General features: G+C 35.5%; 18 protein-coding genes, 1 pseudogene and 1 riboswitch. Of the genes and pseudogenes, 14 read left to right on the top strand and 5 right to left on the bottom strand.

Annotation, left to right across the window (positions count from 1 at the left end):
- The first annotated feature begins 1 nt into the window (after window position 1).
- The 9 genes and pseudogenes from HMPREF2731_RS12415 (at window position 2) to HMPREF2731_RS12375 (ending at window position 10,131) form a co-directional block, all read left to right on the top strand.
- Window positions 2-1,830, top strand: a pseudogene (locus tag HMPREF2731_RS12415) (polysaccharide biosynthesis protein).
- Between the two features lie 10 nt (window positions 1,831-1,840).
- Window positions 1,841-2,473 carry an acetyltransferase gene (locus tag HMPREF2731_RS12410; RefSeq protein ID WP_002334847.1) on the top strand — a complete coding sequence of 211 codons (633 nt, stop codon included), beginning with the start codon at window positions 1,841-1,843 and terminating at the stop codon, window positions 2,471-2,473.
- Window position 2,474: 1 nt separating this feature from the next.
- The gene (locus HMPREF2731_RS12405) at window positions 2,475-3,593 is read left to right on the top strand and encodes a DegT/DnrJ/EryC1/StrS family aminotransferase (protein WP_002334148.1); all 1,119 of its coding nucleotides are present in this window, start codon (window positions 2,475-2,477) and stop codon (window positions 3,591-3,593) included.
- Window positions 3,583-4,209, top strand: coding sequence for a sugar transferase (locus HMPREF2731_RS12400; protein ID WP_002334845.1), 627 nt, complete (start codon window positions 3,583-3,585; stop codon window positions 4,207-4,209). The genes HMPREF2731_RS12405 and HMPREF2731_RS12400 overlap by 11 nt, the downstream gene beginning before the upstream one ends.
- A gap of 12 nt (window positions 4,210-4,221) precedes the next feature.
- Complete coding sequence (locus HMPREF2731_RS12395) at window positions 4,222-5,373, top strand: glycosyltransferase (protein ID WP_002337447.1); 1,152 nt, start codon at window positions 4,222-4,224, stop codon at window positions 5,371-5,373.
- A 4-nt stretch (window positions 5,374-5,377) separates the two neighbouring features.
- Entirely contained in the window at window positions 5,378-6,577 is a 1,200-nt protein-coding gene (locus HMPREF2731_RS12390; protein WP_002334841.1) for an O-antigen ligase family protein, read from the top strand.
- Window positions 6,574-7,734, top strand: a complete 1,161-nt coding sequence (locus HMPREF2731_RS12385; protein ID WP_002334840.1) for a lipopolysaccharide biosynthesis protein — start codon at window positions 6,574-6,576, stop codon at window positions 7,732-7,734. The genes HMPREF2731_RS12390 and HMPREF2731_RS12385 overlap by 4 nt, the downstream gene beginning before the upstream one ends.
- A 24-nt stretch (window positions 7,735-7,758) precedes the next feature.
- Window positions 7,759-8,919, top strand: a complete 1,161-nt coding sequence (locus HMPREF2731_RS12380; RefSeq protein WP_002334839.1) for a glycosyltransferase family 4 protein — start codon at window positions 7,759-7,761, stop codon at window positions 8,917-8,919.
- 45 nt (window positions 8,920-8,964) lie between these two features.
- The gene (locus HMPREF2731_RS12375; protein ID WP_070873098.1) at window positions 8,965-10,131 is read left to right on the top strand and encodes a nucleotide sugar dehydrogenase; all 1,167 of its coding nucleotides are present in this window, start codon (window positions 8,965-8,967) and stop codon (window positions 10,129-10,131) included.
- 66 nt (window positions 10,132-10,197) lie between these two features.
- On the opposite strand, the gene yidC is transcribed toward HMPREF2731_RS12375, so the two are convergent.
- Both yidC and HMPREF2731_RS12360 read right to left on the bottom strand, forming a co-directional pair.
- Entirely contained in the window at window positions 10,198-11,148 is a 951-nt protein-coding gene (gene yidC, locus HMPREF2731_RS12370) for a membrane protein insertase YidC (RefSeq protein ID WP_002291748.1), read from the bottom strand.
- Between the two features lie 543 nt (window positions 11,149-11,691).
- Window positions 11,692-11,967 (bottom strand): acylphosphatase, encoded by a 276-nt coding sequence (locus HMPREF2731_RS12360; protein ID WP_002289551.1) that lies wholly within the window; start codon window positions 11,965-11,967, stop codon window positions 11,692-11,694.
- Window positions 11,968-12,074: 107 nt separating this feature from the next.
- Here HMPREF2731_RS12360 and HMPREF2731_RS12355 point away from each other — a divergent pair, with 107 nt between their 5' ends.
- From HMPREF2731_RS12355 to HMPREF2731_RS12340, 4 genes are all read left to right on the top strand, one after another.
- Entirely contained in the window at window positions 12,075-12,839 is a 765-nt protein-coding gene (locus HMPREF2731_RS12355; RefSeq protein ID WP_002294889.1) for a TrmH family RNA methyltransferase, read from the top strand.
- 122 nt (window positions 12,840-12,961) lie between these two features.
- The gene (locus tag HMPREF2731_RS12350) at window positions 12,962-13,465 is read left to right on the top strand and encodes an HD domain-containing protein (RefSeq protein WP_002296302.1); all 504 of its coding nucleotides are present in this window, start codon (window positions 12,962-12,964) and stop codon (window positions 13,463-13,465) included.
- Between the two features lie 408 nt (window positions 13,466-13,873).
- Window positions 13,874-14,521 (top strand): FusB/FusC family EF-G-binding protein, encoded by a 648-nt coding sequence (locus tag HMPREF2731_RS12345; protein ID WP_002336521.1) that lies wholly within the window; start codon window positions 13,874-13,876, stop codon window positions 14,519-14,521.
- 41 nt (window positions 14,522-14,562) lie between these two features.
- Window positions 14,563-14,629, top strand: a riboswitch (Fluoride riboswitch).
- A gap of 55 nt (window positions 14,630-14,684) precedes the next feature.
- Window positions 14,685-15,953: a voltage-gated chloride channel family protein gene (locus tag HMPREF2731_RS12340; protein WP_025478139.1), complete on the top strand. Its 1,269-nt coding sequence runs from the start codon at window positions 14,685-14,687 to the stop codon at window positions 15,951-15,953.
- A 26-nt stretch (window positions 15,954-15,979) separates the two neighbouring features.
- Here the strand turns inward: HMPREF2731_RS12340 and HMPREF2731_RS12335 are convergent, their stop codons facing one another.
- The 3 genes from HMPREF2731_RS12335 to HMPREF2731_RS15415 all read right to left on the bottom strand — a co-directional run bounded on the left by HMPREF2731_RS12335 (window position 15,980) and on the right by HMPREF2731_RS15415 (window position 18,847).
- Window positions 15,980-17,179, bottom strand: a complete 1,200-nt coding sequence (locus tag HMPREF2731_RS12335; RefSeq protein ID WP_002336519.1) for a YdcF family protein — start codon at window positions 17,177-17,179, stop codon at window positions 15,980-15,982.
- A gap of 120 nt (window positions 17,180-17,299) precedes the next feature.
- A complete protein-coding gene (locus HMPREF2731_RS12330) occupies window positions 17,300-18,607 on the bottom strand; it encodes a serine hydrolase (RefSeq protein ID WP_002308679.1) in 1,308 nt (435 codons plus the stop codon).
- A 117-nt stretch (window positions 18,608-18,724) separates the two neighbouring features.
- Window positions 18,725-18,847 (bottom strand): hypothetical protein, encoded by a 123-nt coding sequence (locus HMPREF2731_RS15415; RefSeq protein ID WP_002294875.1) that lies wholly within the window; start codon window positions 18,845-18,847, stop codon window positions 18,725-18,727.
- Window positions 18,848-19,079: 232 nt separating this feature from the next.
- On the opposite strand from HMPREF2731_RS15415, the gene HMPREF2731_RS12320 reads away from it, so the two are divergent.
- A complete protein-coding gene (locus HMPREF2731_RS12320; RefSeq protein WP_070873094.1) occupies window positions 19,080-20,198 on the top strand; it encodes a baeRF6 domain-containing protein in 1,119 nt (372 codons plus the stop codon).
- Window positions 20,199-20,317 lie beyond the last annotated feature (119 nt).

Here is a 20,317-nt window from a genome sequence, read left to right as displayed (position 1 = left end):
AGTGTTTATATTAACAAGAAGAAGAAAAATTGCCACATTGGTTGTTGTGGACAGCTTGTTATTAATCGCTGCAAATATTGCAGCAGCTAAATTCATGAAGCCGTTTGTATCTATATCAATGGACCTTATTTTAATCTCTATCGGTTTGTCGATTGGTTTTTATTTATTTTATGGTAGTTTATTCAAAGTTTTCACTCGGATCAATCGCTATACAAATTTAAGAGAGATCATTGCAATTTTTAGTTCACTATCTGCAAGTGCTGCCTCAAGTATCCTCATACTGCTGTTCATTAATCGGCGATACAGTTTACGGTTAGTTATCTTTGCTTATCTGCTTTCGCTCTTATTGATCATCGGTAGCCGATTGATCTGGCGTATCTACATCGAAACAAAAAATATGAGATATGTATCAGCAGATTCTGCTAAAAATACCTTGATCGTTGGTGCTGGCGAAGGCGGGCGTATTTTATACAACAGCTTTCTTGGATCCAAAACAGCTCAAGATATCCACGTTGTCGGGTTTGTAGATGATGATCCGAATAAAAGAAATACGTATCTTTCAGGAAAAAAAGTATTAGGTGCATTAAAAGATATTCCGGAATTGATTGAAAAATATGACATTCAAATGGTAACGATCGCTATCCCTTCCTTATCAAGAAAAAAATTACGAAGAATCTTCGAGTTAGTCGAATCCGCTCATGTGAAAGTCAATACGATGCCTTCTATAGAAGAACTTGCTTCAGGGAAAATTAGCGTATCAAAATTAAAAACAATTGACGTAGTGGATTTACTGGGAAGAGATGAGGTAGAGTTGGATATTGAATCCATCAAAGATCAGATCACAGACAAAGTCATTCTTGTCACCGGCGCAGGAGGATCGATCGGTTCAGAAATCTGTCGGCAAATCATTCAATTCAATCCTGCAAAGCTATTGCTTTTAGGACATGGGGAGAACTCGATCTACTTGATTGACCGTGAGTTACGCACACATCATCAAAATTGTCCTACAGAAATTGTACCGATCATCGCAGATATCCAAGATCGCGAGAAAATCAATGAAATCATGGAACAATATCATCCAGATATCGTCTACCATGCAGCTGCTCATAAACATGTACCACTGATGGAATATAATCCAAAAGAAGCAGTCAAAAACAATATTTTCGGTACAAAAAATGTAGCAGAAGCAGCCAAAGCAGCAAAAGTGAAAAACTTCGTCATGGTATCGACAGATAAAGCTAACAATCCTCCAAATGTCATGGGTTCAACAAAACGAATCGCTGAAATGATTGTGACTGGATTGAATGAAGAAGGCTGTACGAAATTCTCAGCTGTCAGATTTGGGAATGTCCTTGGTTCTCGCGGTAGTGTGATTCCAGTATTCAGAGAACAAATTGCTCAAGGTGGTCCAATCACTGTAACATCACTGTAACAGACTTTCGTATGACCCGATACTTCATGACGATTCCTGAAGCGAGTCGTTTAGTTATTCAATCTGGCGCATTAGCAAAAGGTGGCGAAATTTTTATTCTAGATATGAGTGAACCAGTGAAGATTGTAGACCTAGCGAAAAACATGATCCGATTGAGCGGGTATAGCGAAGACGAAATCGAAATCATTGAAACAGGTATCCGTCCAGGGGAAAAACTATATGAAGAACTATTGTTGGATAAGGAAAGAAATGATGAAGCAGTTTATGAGAAAATCTTTGTGGGAAACATCAAAGGCTACTCAATACAAAAAGTGATGGATTTTGTTAAGAGCCTGCCGCAAGACGATGAACAATTGGCTAAAGACATTGTCACTTTTGCAAATGCTTCGAATAAATAGGGGGAGTAAAGTGAAAGCAATTATTGTAGGAGCAGGTGGATTTGGCAAAGAGATTGCTTTTCTATTACAAAGTGTCTCTAGATATGAATTGGCTGGTTTTGTCGATGATTCGTTAAAAATGCAAAATCAAGAATTATTGGAAAAACCTATATTAGGAACAATAGACTCGTTAATAGAATTAGATGAAGAAACTGCTATTTTTCTGGGAATTGCTTCGCCAGATATCAAAGAAAAAATATATCAAAAGATAAATAAAAATAATAAATTGATTTTCCCTAATTTAGTTGCACCAAGTGCACTAGTGGGCATAAATGTTCAGTTAGGAATTGGCAATATTTTGATGCCCTATACGACTTACACTGCTGACGTAGTTTTAGGAAATTTCAATATGATCAATATCGGCTCTACTATCGGACATGATACTCAAATCGGTAATTATAATTCAATTTTTCCAAGTGTAAATATTTCGGGACATGTTATATTAGGAGATAAAAATGAAATTGGAGTAGGTACTAAAATAATACAAAATCTAAGAATTGGAAATACGAACATCATAGGTGCAGGAAGTGTAGTAATAAAAAATATTAATAATAATACTAAAAATGTTGGCGTACCTACCAAAGTAATAGAAAGATGGGATTAAGTTGGAAAATAAACGAATATTATTAGCATCTCCTCATATGAGTGAGAAAGGATATGAACAAGAGTATGTAAAAGAAGCATTTGATACAAATTGGGTGGCTCCTTTAGGTGCGAATGTGAATGGATTTGAGAAAGAATTAGCAGAATACGTGGGAGCTAGTCATGCTGCCGCATTATCTTCTGGAACAGCAGCTATACATTTAGCTTTGAAAGCGGCTGGGGTCGGTAAAGATGACATAGTGATTTGTCAGTCCTTGACGTTCTCAGCTACTGCTAATCCAATTCTCTATCAAGGAGCTATACCTGTATTTGTTGATAGTGATTACGAAACTTGGAATATGAAACCTGAACATTTGCGAACAGCACTAGAAAAATATCCTAACACAAAGGCTGTATTAGTAGTACATTTGTACGGTTTATCAGCTAATTTAGACGAAATTACTAAAATATGCAAAGAATACGATGTTACTCTAATTGAAGATGCTGCAGAATCATTAGGAACAACATATAAAGGAAAATATACTGGTACATTTGGCGACTATGGAATTTATTCTTTTAATGGAAATAAGATAATCACAACTTCAGGTGGCGGAATGCTTGTATCCAATGACAAAGAAAAGGTGGAAAAAGTGAGATTTTGGGCTACGCAATCTCGTGAGAAGGCACGCCATTATCAACACAATGAAATTGGCTATAATTATCGAATGAGCAATATCGTTGCAGGTATCGGTCGAGGACAATTGAAAGTTTTAAATGAAAGAATTGAGAAAAAACGATATATTCATAGTTTTTATAAAGAAGAATTGTCTAAATTGTCAAATATACAATTCATGCCAGAAAATAATTGGAATGAACCGAATTATTGGTTAAGTGTCATAATAATAAAGGGAATAAATGCGAATCATCTTATTGATGAATTAGACAAAAATAATATAGAAGCCCGCCCAGTATGGAAACCTATGCATTTACAACCTGTTTTCAAAAATTATGATTATATTGGCGATGATGTAGCAGAAACTTTATTTGACTTAGGAGTATGTTTACCATCAGATACAAAGATGACAGATGAAGATTTAAAATATGTAGTATCTACGATTAAAAGAGTGATCAATGATGCGTAAAAAAACTTTCTATCAGCTTTTTGGGAAAAGAATTTTAGATATCCTATTGTCAGGCATTGCTCTCATCGTTTTATCGCCGATAATCTTAATTGTAGGTTTTTTAGTAAGAATTAAACTTGGTTCTCCAATTATCTTCAAACAAGAACGACCAGGAAAAAGTGAAAAAATTTTTTCCATGTATAAATTTCGTACAATGACTGACGAAAGAGACCACAATGGAGAATATTTACCTGATGAAATTCGACTAACTAAATTTGGGAAAATACTTAGAGCAACAAGTCTAGATGAGCTACCAGAACTTTGGAATATTTTGAAGGGTGATATGTCGATCGTAGGACCTCGTCCATTATTAGTGGAATATTTGCCACTATATAGTGAGAGGCAACGGAAAAGACACAACGTAAGACCAGGATTAACTGGACTAGCTCAGGTCAATGGAAGAAATGCGATTAGTTGGGAAGCGAAGTTTGAATACGATTATTTATATATAGAAGATTATTCTTTTACAAAAGACATCAACATAATTTGGCATACTATAAAAAAGGTGTTGAAGCACGATGGAATAACATCTAATTCCAGTGTAACAAATGAAAAGTTTACTGGTAATGAAGAATAAAGTGAGGGAACTATGAGAGTTTTATTTTATCTATTTTTAATATTAATTATTTATACAATGGTGGGCTATCCTATATTACTTGAGCTCTTGAATAAATTTATTCATAAAAAGCAAATCAAATTTGATAAGAGTTACCGTCCAAGTGTGTCTGTAATAGTTCCAGCACATAACGAAGATTCTATTATTGAAAAAAAAATATTGAATTTAATGAGTTTAGACTATGAGAAGGATAAATTAGAAATTATTATCGCTTCTGATAATAGCACAGATGAAACGAATGAAATAGTCAAACGATATGTAGCTGAATTCCCGAAAATAGTTAAACTACATGTTGTTAAAGAACGAAAAGGAAAAACAAATGCACAGGACGAAGCAGTAGAAGTAGCCTGTGGTGAGATCATAGTTTTTACCGATGCTAATTCTATGTTAGAAAAAAAATCAGTAAAAGAACTTGTTTTATCATTATCAAACTTAGAAATAGGTTATGTAGCAGGAAAATTAGTTTATACTAATAACAAAATAAATTCAACAAGTGAGTCAGAGTCCACCTATTGGGATCTTGATCTTAGAATGCGTAAAATAGAATCAGATTTAGCTTCTATAACAGCTGGTAATGGGAGTATATATGCTGTTAGAAAAAATGATTATATAAAAATTAATCCAATTTATAGTCATGACAGTATATATCCACCAAAATTTGTTAATTTAGGGAAAAAAGCTATTTACAATGAAAAAGCAATAGCATTTGAAAAAGCAGGAGAAACGGATAATGATGAATTTAAGAGAAAAATTCGAATGTCTCGTAAAATAATAATGATTAATTTTGTTGATTTTAGTAAATATAATTTTTTTAAGCATGGGTTATTTACTCTTTTTTATTTCTCACATAGAACACTTAGAAATAATCTATATCTAATGCATATAATTGTCTTTATAACAAACTTGATTTTAGCGTTTACCGATTCTAACTCAATATATGTCTTTTTGTTTATTGTACAGTTAATGATATATCTACTAGCATTAGTTGCTCGAAATTTAAATAATAAATATTTAAAATTTATTTCTTACTATGTAATGACAATATTAGCTCAACTAATTGGTGCTTACAGAGAGAGTACAGGAAAATCTAAACCATTTTGGGAAAAAGCAGAAAGTACGAGGTAATAACGTGAATGAATATAAAATGAGTAAAGTTAACACGAATAAATCAATGTTTAATTCAAAAATATGGTGTTTAATTATTTATATTCAGTATATGACGCTACCTCTAAAGCAAGTGAGTAGCCGCTTTGTTATTTTAGATTTTTTAGTTGTAGGAGCAGGGATTATTCTCTCACTACTAGTAAATGGAGTTTCAAAGAAATTTTTAAAATACTTATTGATAATCTTGATTGTTTATCTAATTGATTTTTTATTATTTAGAAATACTACTTCAATTTCATTTTTCTTAATTCCTATGATAAAGAGTAGTTTGCTCATGTTGTACTGTACATTATCTCTAGATAAACTTGATGATTTTGAAAGTGTATATTATAAGTACAGCTTAATGACGTTATGCTCAGTTTTAGTTTATCTTGCTATTTATATAACTACTGGAATTTCTGCGACTTCACATATGGGAATTGGTAACGTACTAACTTTTATATTTATAGCAATTTTGATAAATCAATATCGCTTCAATAAAAGACTAGATTTTGTTCTTTTGTTAGTTATAATTGCTCTAACTTTATTCTTTGCTAATAGGATGGCGATAATATCAGAATTATCTTGTTTTTTATTTGTAGTAAATTATAAAAAAAGTTTGAACTTAATTGTCAAGAGAGTATTTATCCTCATTGTGGCTGTTCCTTGCTTTGCCCTACTTATTACTAATCTCGATAAATTTTTTATGTTGATTTCTCCTCTAATAGATACAAATGGAGAAATGTACTATAGCTTAATGAAATTTCAAAGGATGTTTACTAATAGTGATGGGATATTCGCAGGATTGATACAATCATCATCAGGGAGAAATTTATTATATGACCAAGCTTTATTGCTTTTTAAGGAAAGTTCTTTTTTTCCAAGAGGGATAGCAGGATTTTATTATCAAGATGTATCGGGATATATTTTTAGATATCCCCACAATATATTTCTAGAGATGTTAACTACTTTTGGTTTTTTGGCACCACTTGTATTCGTAATGTTTATTGCATATAGCAGTATTAGAATATCAAAAATGAAAAACCAGCAAAAAATTTTAACTATAGTTTTCTTTATTTTCTCCATTACAAAATTACTTGCTAGTTCCTCGTTTTGGTTAGCTCCATCCTTTGGAATTTTAATTGGTCTCCTAGGATCAAATTTGAGAGAAAGTGATAAAGTATGAAAAAAAAATTCTTTATAGATTTGGTTGCGAACACAGCCTCGCATCTAGTATTACTATTTTTTGTACAATTGATTTTATTTCCAATTCTTAATTCTAGTATTGGTACCACAAATTTTGGATTATTGACAGCTATTTATGGTATCAGTATAGTTTTTATTTCTACATTTGGAGACTCATTAACTGATATGAGAATTATTCTCCAAGAATCAAAATCGAGCAAACTATTTGGTAATTTTTATCTCAATATTGGTTTATCAATTATTGGTAGTTTTGTAGTTAGCTTAATGTTCATAACTCAATTAGGTGTTGCTAATGTTGTGCTTTTTTCATTATCAGTTGGTTTAGGAGTTGTGAGGAGATTTTATAGTGCTCATTTCCGTGTGCTTTTAAGGTTTTATAAATTGTTAGTTTTAAATTTGATTATTTTAGTTGGATATGGTGTAGGACTTTTCATTTTTTATTTTACAGAGAACTGGGGCATAGTCTTTTTTATGGGGGAATTATTTGGTTGTATTTTTTTAATTCAATCAACAATTGTTTTAAAAGAAAAATCATTGGATAATTCAATTAAGGGAGAATACAGCTCTCTTCAATTTACTTATTTTTTCAATAGTACAAGTAGTTACTTAGATAGGTTCCTAATAGTTCCAATTCTTGGAGCAAAACAAATGGCATACTATTATGCTGCAAGCTCTGTATCGAAAATTTTTTCTCTATTAGTTTCTCAAGTAAATACAGTATTATTATCGTATATTATGAAAGTGAATAGATCCATCACTAAAAAAAATATTATATTTCTTTTTGTTCTTTCATGTATTGGTGTTCTCTGTTTATTTCCAATCTTATTAATTTTTACAAATATTGCTGTTCGATTTTTATATAGCTCATTGTATGATGAATCAAGTAAATTGATTATTTTTACAATTGGAGGAACATTAATAAGTTCACAATTAAATATTTTTAAATCACTATATCTAAAATATAATACAGCAAAAAAGATGTTGGTTATTCAAGTTGCAGGAACAATTTTCTATTTAATTATTGCATTGTTGTTAAGTTTTAAATTTGGAATTATGGGATTTGCTATGTCGGTCATTATAGCTAATTTATTTATGTTATTAGCGTATTTAATCTCAATGATAAAAAATATTAAATAGTACTTGTATAAAAAGGTGGATTTTATGAGGAAAATAGTTTTTGTATCGAAAGTTAGAGGCTTCTTGAAGCAATTAAATAGTATAAATTCAAATGAAATTAGTTTTGAATTTATTGATCAAGGGTATGAAATACCTTCTAAAAAGAAGCAAAGATTAAGTAAAATTTTGAGATCGAATCTTGTTAGTCATTTGGGATTAATTCAAGTGTTGAAATTTAATTTGCTTGATAATGATGAAAAAATAGTGGCTGCTAGTTTCAATCGCTTTATCAAAACCAATGTTCCCTATCTGGTCTATTTAGAAAATCCTACGGCTCTCTATCATTATACTTTGAATAGGAACAAGACCTTTCTTGGTAGAAAAAATTTTAAGGAGAATTTAAATGATAAGCACTTACAGACAATAATTTGTATGTCTAATGCTTGTAAAAATACCCTGGATACGTTATTTAATCCTAGTCAATATACTGGAACTGTTAGAACAATCTACCCTTTAGTTCGAAAAAATAAGTATATATCTGTAGAAAAAATAAGAGAAAAAGTGTTATCAAAAGAACTAAAATTGCTTTTTGTATGTCAAGGGGCAAGATTTATTTCTAAAGGTGGATTAGAATTAGTATATACTATGGAAAGGTTAGATAATTCAGATATTAAACTTACAATCATTAGTAACATTAATAATATTCCTCAATTTTTAAAAGAAAAGATAAAGAATAATGAAAATATAACCTTTTTAGAATTTGCTATGAGTTATGATGAAGTAGAAAAAACTTATTCAGAACATCATGTTTTAATTCACCCAACTAGTGATGAGAGTTTTGGATTGACTGTTTTAGAGTCAATAAAAGCAGGGTTACCTGTTATTTCAACAAAATTATATGCAATTCCTGAGCTAGTCGAGGATGGTGTGAATGGATATTTGACAGATCCAAAATGGTGGTTCTTTGATAAAAAAAACTTACCGAATCCATCTGTTTGGAATAATAGAAAAAAGACTCTTTTTTCGCTTGAAAATTCAATTGAAATGGAAAATTTTCTCATAGAAAAAATTCAGTTATACTTTAATAATAGAAGTTTGTTGTTTGAACATTCAAAGGCGTCCTTTATTAGGGGAAATAGTGAGCCGTTTAATGAAGAATTTATTGTAAAACAGTGGATTAGTGCCTATGATAGTATTGAAAAATAGATAAAATATTTTTAAAATATCATTTATCAGAAAGAGGTTTGTAAAATGAAAGTTTCAGTTTTCGGCTTAGGATATGTTGGTCTAGCCAACGCTTTATTACTTAGTCAGCACGAAAATGTTAAAGCATATGATATCGTTCAGGAAAAGATCGATATGCTAAGAAACAGACAATCACCTTTAGAGGATAAAGAAGTTCACGAGTTTCTCGAACGGGATGATTTAAATGTGAAATTTACTAAAGATTTCGAGGAAGCTGTACTTTTTGGTGATTACTTGATCATCGCTACACCGACAGATTACGACGAAAAGAAAAATTACTTTAATACTTCCACAGTTGAAGATGTTATTGAAAAAGCCCTGATCATTCGACCAGATGCAACCTTTATTATTAAGTCAACTATTCCTGTGGGATATACATTAGAATTAAAAGCAAAATTTAAAACAGAGAACATTATTTTCTCTCCAGAGTTTTTAAGAGAAGGGAAGGCATTGTATGATAACTTGCATCCTTCTCGAATTGTTGTAGGAGAGTGTTCTGATAGAGGGCAAGAAATAGCGGATATGTTTGAACGGAACGCTTTAGATAAAGATGTGCCAGTTCTTTTGACACATCCTACTGAAGCTGAAGCAATCAAATTGTTTTCAAACACTTATCTTGCTTTACGCGTAGCATATTTTAATGAGTTAGATACTTATGCCGAGTCTCGAGGATTGAACACAAAACAAATCATTGAGGGTGTAGGGTTAGATCCTCGAATTGGCTCTCACTACAATAATCCCTCATTTGGTTACGGAGGATATTGTTTACCTAAAGATACAAAGCAGCTAAGAGCAAACTATGAAAATGTTCCAAGCAATATCATCAGTGCAATTGTAGATGCAAATAGGACAAGAAAAGATTTTATTGCAGACCAAATTTTAGCGAAAAAACCTAAAACTGTAGGAATCTATCGGTTAACAATGAAGGCAAATTCTGACAACTTTCGGTATTCATCTATCCAAGGCGTAATGAAACGTATCAAAGCAAAAGGGATCGAAGTCGTAGTTTATGAACCAACACTAGATGAAGAAGCATTTTATCATTCACGAGTAATCAAAGATTTCGAAGAATTCAAGAATATGTCAGATGTGATTGTATCAAATCGTATGGAGCCAGCTTTAGCTGAAGTAAAAGAAAAAGTTTATACGAGAGACATATTTAGTAGGGACTGAGAAAGAAACCTCGCACCACTATCAATTGATAGTGGTGCGAGGTTTCTTTCTCCATTTGCTTCCCGCCTACTTCCGCTTCTGCTGCTTTCCTGCGTTGCGGCCTTTGTTGTTTGTACTGTTTTTGGGTTGCTTGATTTGTTTGGTTGCTTGTTTGCTGTCAGCTGGTTTAGCTGATTCTGTCACATCTTTTCTTGGAGTGACGACTTGTTTTGGTGGGTTTTGTTTCAACTCTTCTGCCACTTGTGCTTTCAAACGTGGTTTCATCATAACGTTTGTGATGAATGTTTGCAGACAGCTGAACACACCACCGACTACCCAGTAAAGTGTAACACCGGCTGGCGCACTGATCGACATGAAGACGATCATAGCAGGAGAGACGATCAGCATCGTACGCATCGTCTTTTTCTGTTCTTCAGGAATACCGATCGTTGAGATATATCCTTGAAGCAGATAAGCGACCCCTGCGATGGCCACAAGCACCATACTTGGTGAGCCTAAATCGATGCCGTAGAAAGATGATTCCCGGATCCCTTCTGTATAACGTGCCGTAAAGTACAAGGCAGAGAAAATCGGCATTTGGATCAATAGAGGCAGACAGCCGATTCCGCCGGTCATACTCAATCCGTTTTCGCGGTATACTTGCTGCATTTCTGCTTGTGCTGCCATTTGTTCTTCACGTGTTGTTGCAGCTTTCAATTTTTGTTGGGCTGCTTCAACTTGTGGTTTTAACGCTTGCATTTTTTCAGATTGGATCATTGTTTTTTTCGATTGACTAATACCTAGTGGCAAGATGATGATACGGACGATCACAGTCATTGCGATAACTGCCCAGCCATAAGACCAATTGAAATTCTCAACTAGATATGTAATCGCTTGGCCCATAGGATGGACGAGTACTCGATAAACGATTCCCGAAGTGTCAGGGTTTCCGTTTGAATCCATCCGCACACAGCCAGATAAAAAGAGCAGGATACTGACAAGTCCGGATCCCAATAACCAGTTTTTCCATTTATTCATAGAATACTTCCTCTTCTATAATTTTTACACAAACTTAACTATACTAAAAAAGCGCATGGAATTCAATCAACTTCATAGAAATTTCATATAAATATTCGTTCTTTTACGTAGCGAAAAATTTTGAAAAAAAGACAAAAAATCAAGAAAGAAATACTAGGAAAAAGTAGAATGATCCAAGTGTTTCTTTCTTACTTTAATAAACTAAAAACTTTTTTTCTGCCCGAAAAAGCGGAGTCAAATGAACTCACTGCAAGTGATAGATCAGCTTTTTCACTGCTGTCCTTAATTTTTGAGGCAAAGCGCCTCAAGAATAACCTTATCGACGGTGTTCAAAAGTCAGTTTCTCGGTATTAACAAAATATGAGAAGCTATTTTGAAAATGTTTCTCCTTAATACTCGAGGCAAAGCGCCTCAAAAACAACCTTATCGACGGTGTTCAAAAGCTTGCATCTACGGCATTAAGTCCAGCCTGTTGAAAAATATGGAGAGCTATTTTTCACAACCTGTCCTTAATGCTTGATGCAGACCAGCTTTTTCACAACCTTATCCCACCACATCAAATTTCTTTCGTTCCTCAATCATCGGGTCTTCTTGGACATCCACATACTGCACTCGTCCACTTGGGCTCGGTGATTTCTTGACTTCTTCAATAAATTTCTGGATGATGTCGTCATTGCCGATTGCTTCGATTGTGACTGAGCCGTCGTCTTCGTTTTTTACCGTTCCAGTCACGCCTAGTTGATCAGCGACCATCTTGGTCATGTAGCGAAATCCTACGCCTTGGACGCGTCCTTGGACGTTCATTTTAACTTTGCGCATGTTCGTCACCTTTCTTTCCTATTTTATAAATTAATGATACCGATTTTTTTAGGATGAAACAAGCTCAAGCACCTATTCCATGATATAATCATGGGGAGGTGAGGAATGTGAAAGAGATCCAATCAGCAAAAAATCCAAGAATCAAAGAATTAAAAAAACTACATAAAAAGAAATATCGGGAAGAAAAGGAAGAATATCTTTTGGAAGGGTTCCATCTGATCGAAGAAGCTGCGTCGTCTGATGCAGAAATAAAAGAACTTTTTGTGACACAGCGAGGCATGAAAGAATGGGGAGACTGGCTGGCCGCAAACAAAGAGATTTCTACTTTTCTAGTTTCGGATGAGGTCATGGATGCTGTATCGGATCTACCTACACCACAAGGAATCTTAGCAGTGATGGCGTTAACGGCTGAAGGCACGCCAGATTTTTCAGGAGGTTGGCTGTTATTAGATAATGTACAAGATCCTGGAAATGTAGGGACGATGATCCGTACGGCAGATGCATTTGATATGGCTGGTGTTTTATTAGGCAAAGGAACGGCAGATATTTATAGTACAAAGGTGCTGCGCAGCATGCAGGGAAGCAATTATCATTTGCCTGTGTTGCAAAAAGATTTGACAGAAGTGATTCCTTTAATGAAAGACAAAGGGTTTACAGTGTATGGCACAGAATTAAATGAAGAAGCACACGCATTAGACAAAGTAGAAAAATCAGATAACTTCGCAATAATCATGGGGAACGAAGGTCAGGGGGTAAGTCAGGAAATCTTGTCTTTGACTGATCAGAACGTATATATCCCGATGAAAGGAAATGCGGAATCGTTGAATGTTGGGGTTGCGGCAGGGATTGTTCTTTATCATTTTTCTTTATGATTAAGGAACTATTAAGCTTTGGCTATTTTATCCAAGGCGACTAGAATAATCCGAACACTGGTGGTATACTTAGATCAATTTCAGAAGAAAATGAAATTCAAAAAGGTGGCAGATCGATAATTATGACAGAAAAATGGCGTGAAGACGAAGAATATATGTCTTATGTAGAAGATCTTTTAGAAACAGAAGCAGTGAAAAAATTAGCGAATTACACACAGCATGTTCATTCCACTCGTTTGGAGCATTCCATCAGTGTTTCTTACTATAGTTATCTGCTCGCAAAAAAATGGGGTGGCAATGCTAAAGCAACAGCGCGTGCTGGACTTTTGCATGATCTGTTCTACTATGATTGGCGTACGACGAAATTTGATGAAGGCACACATGCGTATATCCATCCAAGAATCGCTGTAAAGAATGCAGAAAAAATCACCGATTTGTCGGATCTTGAGCGAGATATCATTTTGAAGCACATGTGGGGCGCAACGATTGCACCGCCTAAGTACAAAGAAGGATATATCGTAACATTCGTAGACAAATACTGCGCAGTCAAAGAAGCCGCTCAGCCTATGTCAGCAAGTATGCGTAAGAGATGGCAACGTTACTTCGGAAAAGAATCCTCGATTTAACAGGTAAAACCAATAATAGACCATATTGAGGTTGTGACAGAAGTGGGTCAGCTTCAAGAAATAAGAAGGAATTTACGAAAATTGCTTCTCAAATTTTTGTGAAATTTCGGCTTATTTTTCGAAGAAGCTACTTCTGGAACACCGTTTGTTTGTAGAAAGGGACTTTGACACGACTTTTGTCACAGTCCTTTTTCTGTTTGCAGTTGACTATCTGCTCAAGATACGGTTTACTTTTATTTATCGAATGAATCATGTACATAGAAGAATGAACATTAAAGGGGGTGATGATAAGATGCAAAACGTATCTTATTTAAAAGAGTCCGGGATCTTCAGGTAACACATACTTTGCAGAAGATCACTTTTTTCTACAAAGTATGCACTTTGGTTAGAAGAAAGGACTTTAAAATCATGGAACAAACAATGAAACCATATCAATATTTTTTTATAAAAAGAGAAGTAGAGCAGTTATTAAATGCGTACTCATCTGTCAATGACTCAAAAACGGTACAAACGGTTCAGGCTCTAGCAGCTGAAAAGATTCGCGATGTATTAGGTTACGAACCACCAGAAATCGATACGTTTTTAACGACAGTTTTAGATGTAAAACTGACAAAAACGCAAGCAGAACGAGCATTGGAGGAGCTGAAGCAAATCGTCCAGCCGTTTATGCAGCCGAGCAAACCACAAATCGAGAAATTATTCCGAAAAGTGAAAAAACTCAAACAACCCGCTTGGAATGAAATCGACTTGCAAGCACATACGTACATCGGTTGGAATGATCCAGGGACGCAAAAAAAATTCATGGTTTATTACGAAGATGGAAAATTAAAAGGGATCAGCGGTACTTTATCACCAACGATTAATAAGGGAATCTGTGCGATCTGTCAGAAAACATCGAATGTCTCGCTCTTTCTTTCTACAACGAAAGCCGGTTCTGATGGCACGTATACGAAAAAGGGGAATTATATTTGTCATGATAGTGATCAATGTAATCAACAGTTAACGAAATTGGCTCCTTTCTATGAATTTGCTGAACGTGTAAAGAAAGAACGATAATTTTATTGTTTTTTACAGAAAAATATGCTATCTTTTAATGGAAGTGAATAGGTGAGGGTGTTCGCCTTTAAATGCTAACGTAAGATAGCTAATGACGCCTACTAAAGTCTGGGGCCAGCCCCTTTCTTTAGTAGGCGTTTTTTTATTTGAGGAGGAAGTTTTTATGGAAAAACAATTACCGAGTCCAGTGCGTATTTTGATGTACATGTTGAAGTGGCTGGTGGTCACAGCGATTCTCGGAGTATTCATGGGGAGCTTGTCTGCTTTTTTCTTAAATAGCCTGACGTTCGTGACAGATATCCGACTAGCACATCCTTGGCTACTTTATCTATTGCCAGTCAGCGGCGCGCTTTTTGCTTATCTTTATGCGTATCATGGCGGTCTTTCTAGTCGTGGGAATAACTTAGTGATCGATCAAGGGAATGGAGGAGAAGAGAAGATCCCTTTGCGGCTCATTCCATTGACCTTGTTTGGGACCATCACTACCCATTTATTTGGGGGATCTGTTGGTCGTGAAGGAACAGCAGTTCAAATGGGGGGAGCATTAGCTGATAATATAGCGCATTTATTCCGATTGGATAAAGCAGAACGGGAGATTTTGGTTATCAGTGGAATCAGTGCGGGTTTTAGTTCTGTATTTGGCACACCTTTAGCTGGAACATTATTTGGATTAGAAGTGTTGGCAATCGGTAAAGTCCGAACAGAAGCAATATTTCCTAGCTTCTTTGCTGCGCTTTTTGCAAATTTCATGACAGAAAGCTATGGTGTTTCTCATCTACATTACCAAATGGGTGTGATTCCTGAATGGAGTATGTTGCTGTTCTTCAAAGTTTTTGTTGCTGGGATTGCTTTTGGTTTGATTGGTTGGGTATTCAGCCGTTCGATCGTCTTTTTAAAAGCGCGGTATGCGCAATGGATTCCTCATCCTGTTTGGCGAAATACGATAGGTGGAGCAGTAGTTGTAGCCGCAGCGTTGATTTTGCAAACACAACGTTACCTTGGGTTGAGTCTTCCGTTACTGCAGGAATCATTTAATGGACAGGCACATGCTTATGATTTTATTGGGAAATTATTCTTCACGGTCTTGTCTTTAGGTGCGGGGTACCAAGGGGGAGAAGTGACACCACTATTTGAGATTGGTGCAACGCTTGGCGCAGTACTAGCGCCTTTGCTCCATGTTTCTGTTCCTTTTCTTGCTGGATTAGGTTTTATCGGGGTATTTTCTGGTGCGACAAATACACCGATTGCCTGTTTTGTGATGGGAATCGAATTATTTGGTTCACAAGCTGCTGTTTACTTCTTTATGATCTGCTTGATCAGCTTTATGTGTTCAGGAAACAGCGGTATTTATTCTGCACAGCAAGTAGCCGTCAAAAAAGGAATACTATTCTTGCCAATCGTCAAGAGAATAAAAGAAAAAACCAAGGTGTGACATATGTTTTGTCACACCTTGGTTTTTTAGAAAAGTAAAGTGATCAGTGATAAGAATGCGGAACCTGCGAAAAGCAATCCGCAAATGATCATATGTCTTTTTTTGTTCATCATCAAGATGGCGATGTATTCTCTTAAAAACGCGTTAGGCAAGTAATAGAAAGCTGTTTTTGCCCCAATGCCATTTGCCTTCAGTTTCGCTTGTCGTGCATAGAGACCAGCTCTGAAAATGTGGTAATTGTTGGAACTGAAGATCGCGCGATAGGGACCTTTCATTTGCTGATCCATGATTTCCTTTGAATAGCGCATATTCTCCAAAGTGGTTGTCGAATTGGTTTCGACAAGAATATCTCTTTCAGGAATTCCTTGTTCCATAGCATATTGTTTCATCGCAATTGCTTCTGGTACTTTTTCGTCTGCTCCCTGTCCACCCGACATTAATAGGATAGGCGGATTTAATGTCGCACGGCTTTGTGCCCCATAAAAAGCAATCGCCTTATTGATTCGCTTGGCAAGAAGAGGAGAAACTGTTTCTCCATTGATCAACCCGGCGCCTAACACAACGATGAAGTCTTGGTTGTATCGAGGGCGGTTGAACTGATACAAGAATGAGACAGTCAAAAAGTTGTAGAATACGATAAATAGATAGATTAAGATTAATGGGATGCAGAAAAACAAAGCATTTATCCATTGTGGTAAATATTTTAACAAGAAAAAGTCAAAAACAAGAAACAATGTAAGAAAAATGGCTAGTATCAAGGTTAAAAGATTAGCTAATGAATGCGATTCTCTACGTAAAACTGTGACACCGTTCCAAAAAAGAAAAACGATCAATCCATAAATGCCGAATAGAAAGACAAGCAGTAACGGGATCGTGATCAAGGCAATCAGTCCGCCAAGAAAAATATTTTGTGTTTCGTATAGCAAGACAAACAAGTAGATACCAAAACTAATGAGGAAAACATTGAATAAAAGACCATTCAACAGCCTTCGCTTTTCTGAAAAATAGGAAAAGGCAAAGATACTGAAAAACACTAAGGGAATCAAAAAATAAAAGGTCGAATAAAAAATTTCCAACACGACAAAATAAGTCAAGATTACCGCAAACGTCCATGTACTGCTGTAAAAGAACAAGGAAGGATCCTTTTTCTGTTTTCGCCAATAAACGATGGAGAATACCCCAATAAGATAGAGAACCAAAAAAATCAGATCTCTAGTTAGATTCATAAATTCAACTCCTTTTTCTTATACAGTATAACGAAAATAGATGAAAAAAGCTGTTATTTAAACTAGAAAAAGCAAAAAAACATCTTCCACATGGAAAGATGCTTTTTTCTTTTTGTTCAATTAAAACAAGTTACCGAAAAATTCTGCGACGCGTCGCCAGCCAATAACGAAAATATTTGCTTTTTCTACGGTTTTATCCGTGATGATTTCTGTGGATGGCGCGTTGTTGTCTTCTAGATAACCTAATTTATCTTCTGCCAAGGTGATCGTTGCGGTACCGATTTTTGTTCCTTTATCCATAGGTGCTTGGATCTCATTGTCAGTGACTTGTTTTTTGTCAAGAGTTGGTGTGATTGTTAATTTTCCAGTATCCATATCGTTCCGTACCCATACTTTTACAGGACTTTTAAGCACAACGGGCACTGTTGATTCTTTCCCGTCTTTTACATCAATGGTTTTTAGACTAGGGATACTTGCATTGGCTTTTCCAAGCTCTTTTTCTGACCAATTGTCGTAGCAATAATCCATTAAGCGAGCTGTTTCATTGAAACGGGCACTTGGGTTTTCCGCATGGCCGTCTGCATTCAATACGACAGTGATGATTCGTTGATCGTTTTTAGTGATCGTACCGACGAAACAGGCTCCTGCAAGTTCAGTCGTACCAGTTTTTAATCCGTCCACGCCTTCTTTATAATTCACGAATCCTGGGAGCATCCAGTTCCAGTTGACCATTTCTACTGGTGATTGCGTGTTTTCGCCAAACATTTGTGTCGTAGTGCTAGATACATCCAGTATTTCTGGAAAATCCAAGATCAAATGACGGGCAACGATAGCCACATCTTGAGCAGACATTTGATTTTCGTCGTTTTCTCCAGTACCTTCTGGTCGGTTTTCGCCAAGATAAGAGTTATTCAGTCCTGATGCATTAACGATCGTTGCATCTTTGATACCCCAATCTTTCAATTGTTCTTTCATTCGTTCAGTGAATTTTGCTTCGCTGCCAGAGATTTTTTCTGCCAAGGCAACCATTGAAGCGTTGGCTGACTGGATGATTGCAGAGTCGAATAATTCTTTAACGGTGTAGGTGTTTTCTTTATGCAAAGGAACATTTGATAAATCTGGGGTGACACTCAAATTTTCTGCATAATCTGAAATTGAAACTTTATCATCCCATGATAGTTTCCCTTCTTTTACTTGATCAAGGACGATGTAAAGACCGATGATTTTTGTGATTGAAGCGATCCCCATGGTTTTTTCTCCATCTTGATCATAAAGAATCTTACCGCTTTGCGCATCTACAGCAAAGGCTGCTTTTGCATTTACTTTGAAAGTATCTTCAGCTTGCACAGCAACAGATGGTAGAAAAGAAGCAAGGCAAAGAATGAGACTAGCCAATAATAGGACTAGACGTGTTTTTTTTATGGACATATCCGATCTCCTTGTATTTAATTTGTTTCGCTACAAATTAAAATTTTATCAGAGAGGGAAGAGAGTTTCAATGTTTCTGAAAAAAACTTTAGGATAAGAACGCGCGTTATGAAAAGGTTAGCGGTCATTTTTTCGTACTTTTATAGGAACAGGCTGTGTTTCCGCCTCTAATAAGCGGGAAGCGCTGAAAGCAAACAAGCTGATGATACTTAATAAACTAAAAATCATAATCAAATGCATAAGGTCCACCTCTTTTATTCTTTTTCTTAGTCTAACAGCCTTTCATGAAGAATAGTTGAAGACTATACCCAAATAATTGAGGAAATTATGAAGATAACTTAAAAAAATTGCAAAATACCCAACTAAAGAAACCGTTTTATTTTTTTAGATACGTTTTATTGTATGGAAAAATAGTGTTGTGGTAGACTTTAGATAGACACAAAGGAATGATTTTTTTAGGAGGGGTACGTTTATGGCAAAAAAGGATAAAGAACTACTGTCACAATTGACTTCAGAAGGCGCTAAAGGACCGTTCGTCACGATCATGCTGAATACGCATGTCGCACATCAAGATGTGGAAAAAGATCAAATCAAATTCAAAAATTTTGCAAAAGAAGCAAAGAAACGTTTTGAAAAAAAATATTCCGAGCATGACTGGTCCCCGTTCCAAGAAAAAATTGAACATTTGTTAGGAGATCCTTCGTTTTGGCGTAGTGCAACTACGAGTGTAGCGGTCATTATAACTGCTGATCAAACCTATATCCATCGTTTGAGTATCCCGGTAGACGATCAATATTATGTAAGTGATCTTCCTTATTTACTGGCCATTATCAAAAATGGACAGTTCAACTATTCCTATTATCTGTTGGGATTGAACCGCGACTCCATGAAATTGTATGAAGTCAGCAACAAACAAGTAAAAGAAGTGTCTCTACCAGAAGGGGCACCGGTCGATGTTGTTACTGCATTGGGATCTGAACTGACAGGTGGCGGTTTGAACTTCTCTTCTAATGGAGGGGGCGGTGCCCGAGATGGCGTTACTTTCCATGGCGTGAATCCAAAAGATGAAGAAGTAGAGATCGATTGGGTCAACTATTACCAAGCAGTTGATACGTACTTGAAGGATTCTTTCGAAAATCCTGAACAATGGCCGATTTATTTATTCGCTCTACCAGAAAATCAGACGATGTTCAAAAAAATCGCCAAAAATCCTTACTATTGTGCAGACGTTGCGATTTCTGCTTCTCCAGCACAACTATCCTTTAGAGATATCGAAGAAGGAGCGAAGAAGCTGTCAAGTGAACTAGCAGCCCAAGAATCAAAAGAGTACAATAAACTTTTAGATAAGAAATTCATCGATCAGTTAGTTGATATCGTTCCAGCTGCGAAAGAAGGAAAAGTATCCCATTTGTTTATCGCTACGTCAAACTTAGCTGATGGTTTCGGAGAAGATCCTGAAACAGAATATGATCGGCGTCAAGTGCTGAATGCTTTGGCAGACGATGTGATTATTAATGGTGGGAAAGTGTTTATTTTGGATCAAAAAGATGCACCAGATGAAAAGAGTCTGACAGCGATTCTTCGTTATTAAAGAGGTTGTGAAATCAGTGTTTTGACCTGAGTATTAGAGAGAAAAAGCTGTTCTGCATCAAGAATAAGAAGAGATTTACGAAAATTACTTCTCAAATTTTTGTGAAATTTCGGCTTATT

This window comes from Enterococcus sp. HMSC072F02, from assembly GCF_001837725.1.
Taxonomy (GTDB): Bacteria; Bacillota; Bacilli; order Lactobacillales; family Enterococcaceae; genus Enterococcus_B; species Enterococcus_B lactis.
This window is presented reverse-complemented; position numbering and strand designations above follow the sequence as displayed.

Bases quoted from the DNA above. Each gene is read 5' to 3' on its own strand.
- HMPREF2731_RS12335 (WP_002336519.1), bottom strand. From the start codon at position 17,179: ATGAATCTAACTAGAGATCTGATTTTTTTGGTTCTCTATCTTATTGGG.
- HMPREF2731_RS12380 (WP_002334839.1), top strand. From the start codon at position 7,759: ATGAGGAAAATAGTTTTTGTATCGAAAGTTAGAGGCTTCTTGAAGCAA.
- HMPREF2731_RS12345 (WP_002336521.1), top strand. From the start codon at position 13,874: ATGGAACAAACAATGAAACCATATCAATATTTTTTTATAAAAAGAGAA.
- HMPREF2731_RS12330 (WP_002308679.1), bottom strand. From the start codon at position 18,607: ATGTCCATAAAAAAAACACGTCTAGTCCTATTATTGGCTAGTCTCATT.
- HMPREF2731_RS12395 (WP_002337447.1), top strand. From the start codon at position 4,222: ATGAGAGTTTTATTTTATCTATTTTTAATATTAATTATTTATACAATG.
- HMPREF2731_RS12400 (WP_002334845.1), top strand. From the start codon at position 3,583: ATGATGCGTAAAAAAACTTTCTATCAGCTTTTTGGGAAAAGAATTTTA.
- HMPREF2731_RS12350 (WP_002296302.1), top strand. From the start codon at position 12,962: ATGACAGAAAAATGGCGTGAAGACGAAGAATATATGTCTTATGTAGAA.
- HMPREF2731_RS12320 (WP_070873094.1), top strand. From the start codon at position 19,080: ATGGCAAAAAAGGATAAAGAACTACTGTCACAATTGACTTCAGAAGGC.
- HMPREF2731_RS12340 (WP_025478139.1), top strand. From the start codon at position 14,685: ATGGAAAAACAATTACCGAGTCCAGTGCGTATTTTGATGTACATGTTG.
- HMPREF2731_RS12385 (WP_002334840.1), top strand. From the start codon at position 6,574: ATGAAAAAAAAATTCTTTATAGATTTGGTTGCGAACACAGCCTCGCAT.
- yidC (WP_002291748.1), bottom strand. From the start codon at position 11,148: ATGAATAAATGGAAAAACTGGTTATTGGGATCCGGACTTGTCAGTATC.
- HMPREF2731_RS12360 (WP_002289551.1), bottom strand. From the start codon at position 11,967: ATGCGCAAAGTTAAAATGAACGTCCAAGGACGCGTCCAAGGCGTAGGA.
- HMPREF2731_RS15415 (WP_002294875.1), bottom strand. From the start codon at position 18,847: ATGCATTTGATTATGATTTTTAGTTTATTAAGTATCATCAGCTTGTTT.
- HMPREF2731_RS12375 (WP_070873098.1), top strand. From the start codon at position 8,965: ATGAAAGTTTCAGTTTTCGGCTTAGGATATGTTGGTCTAGCCAACGCT.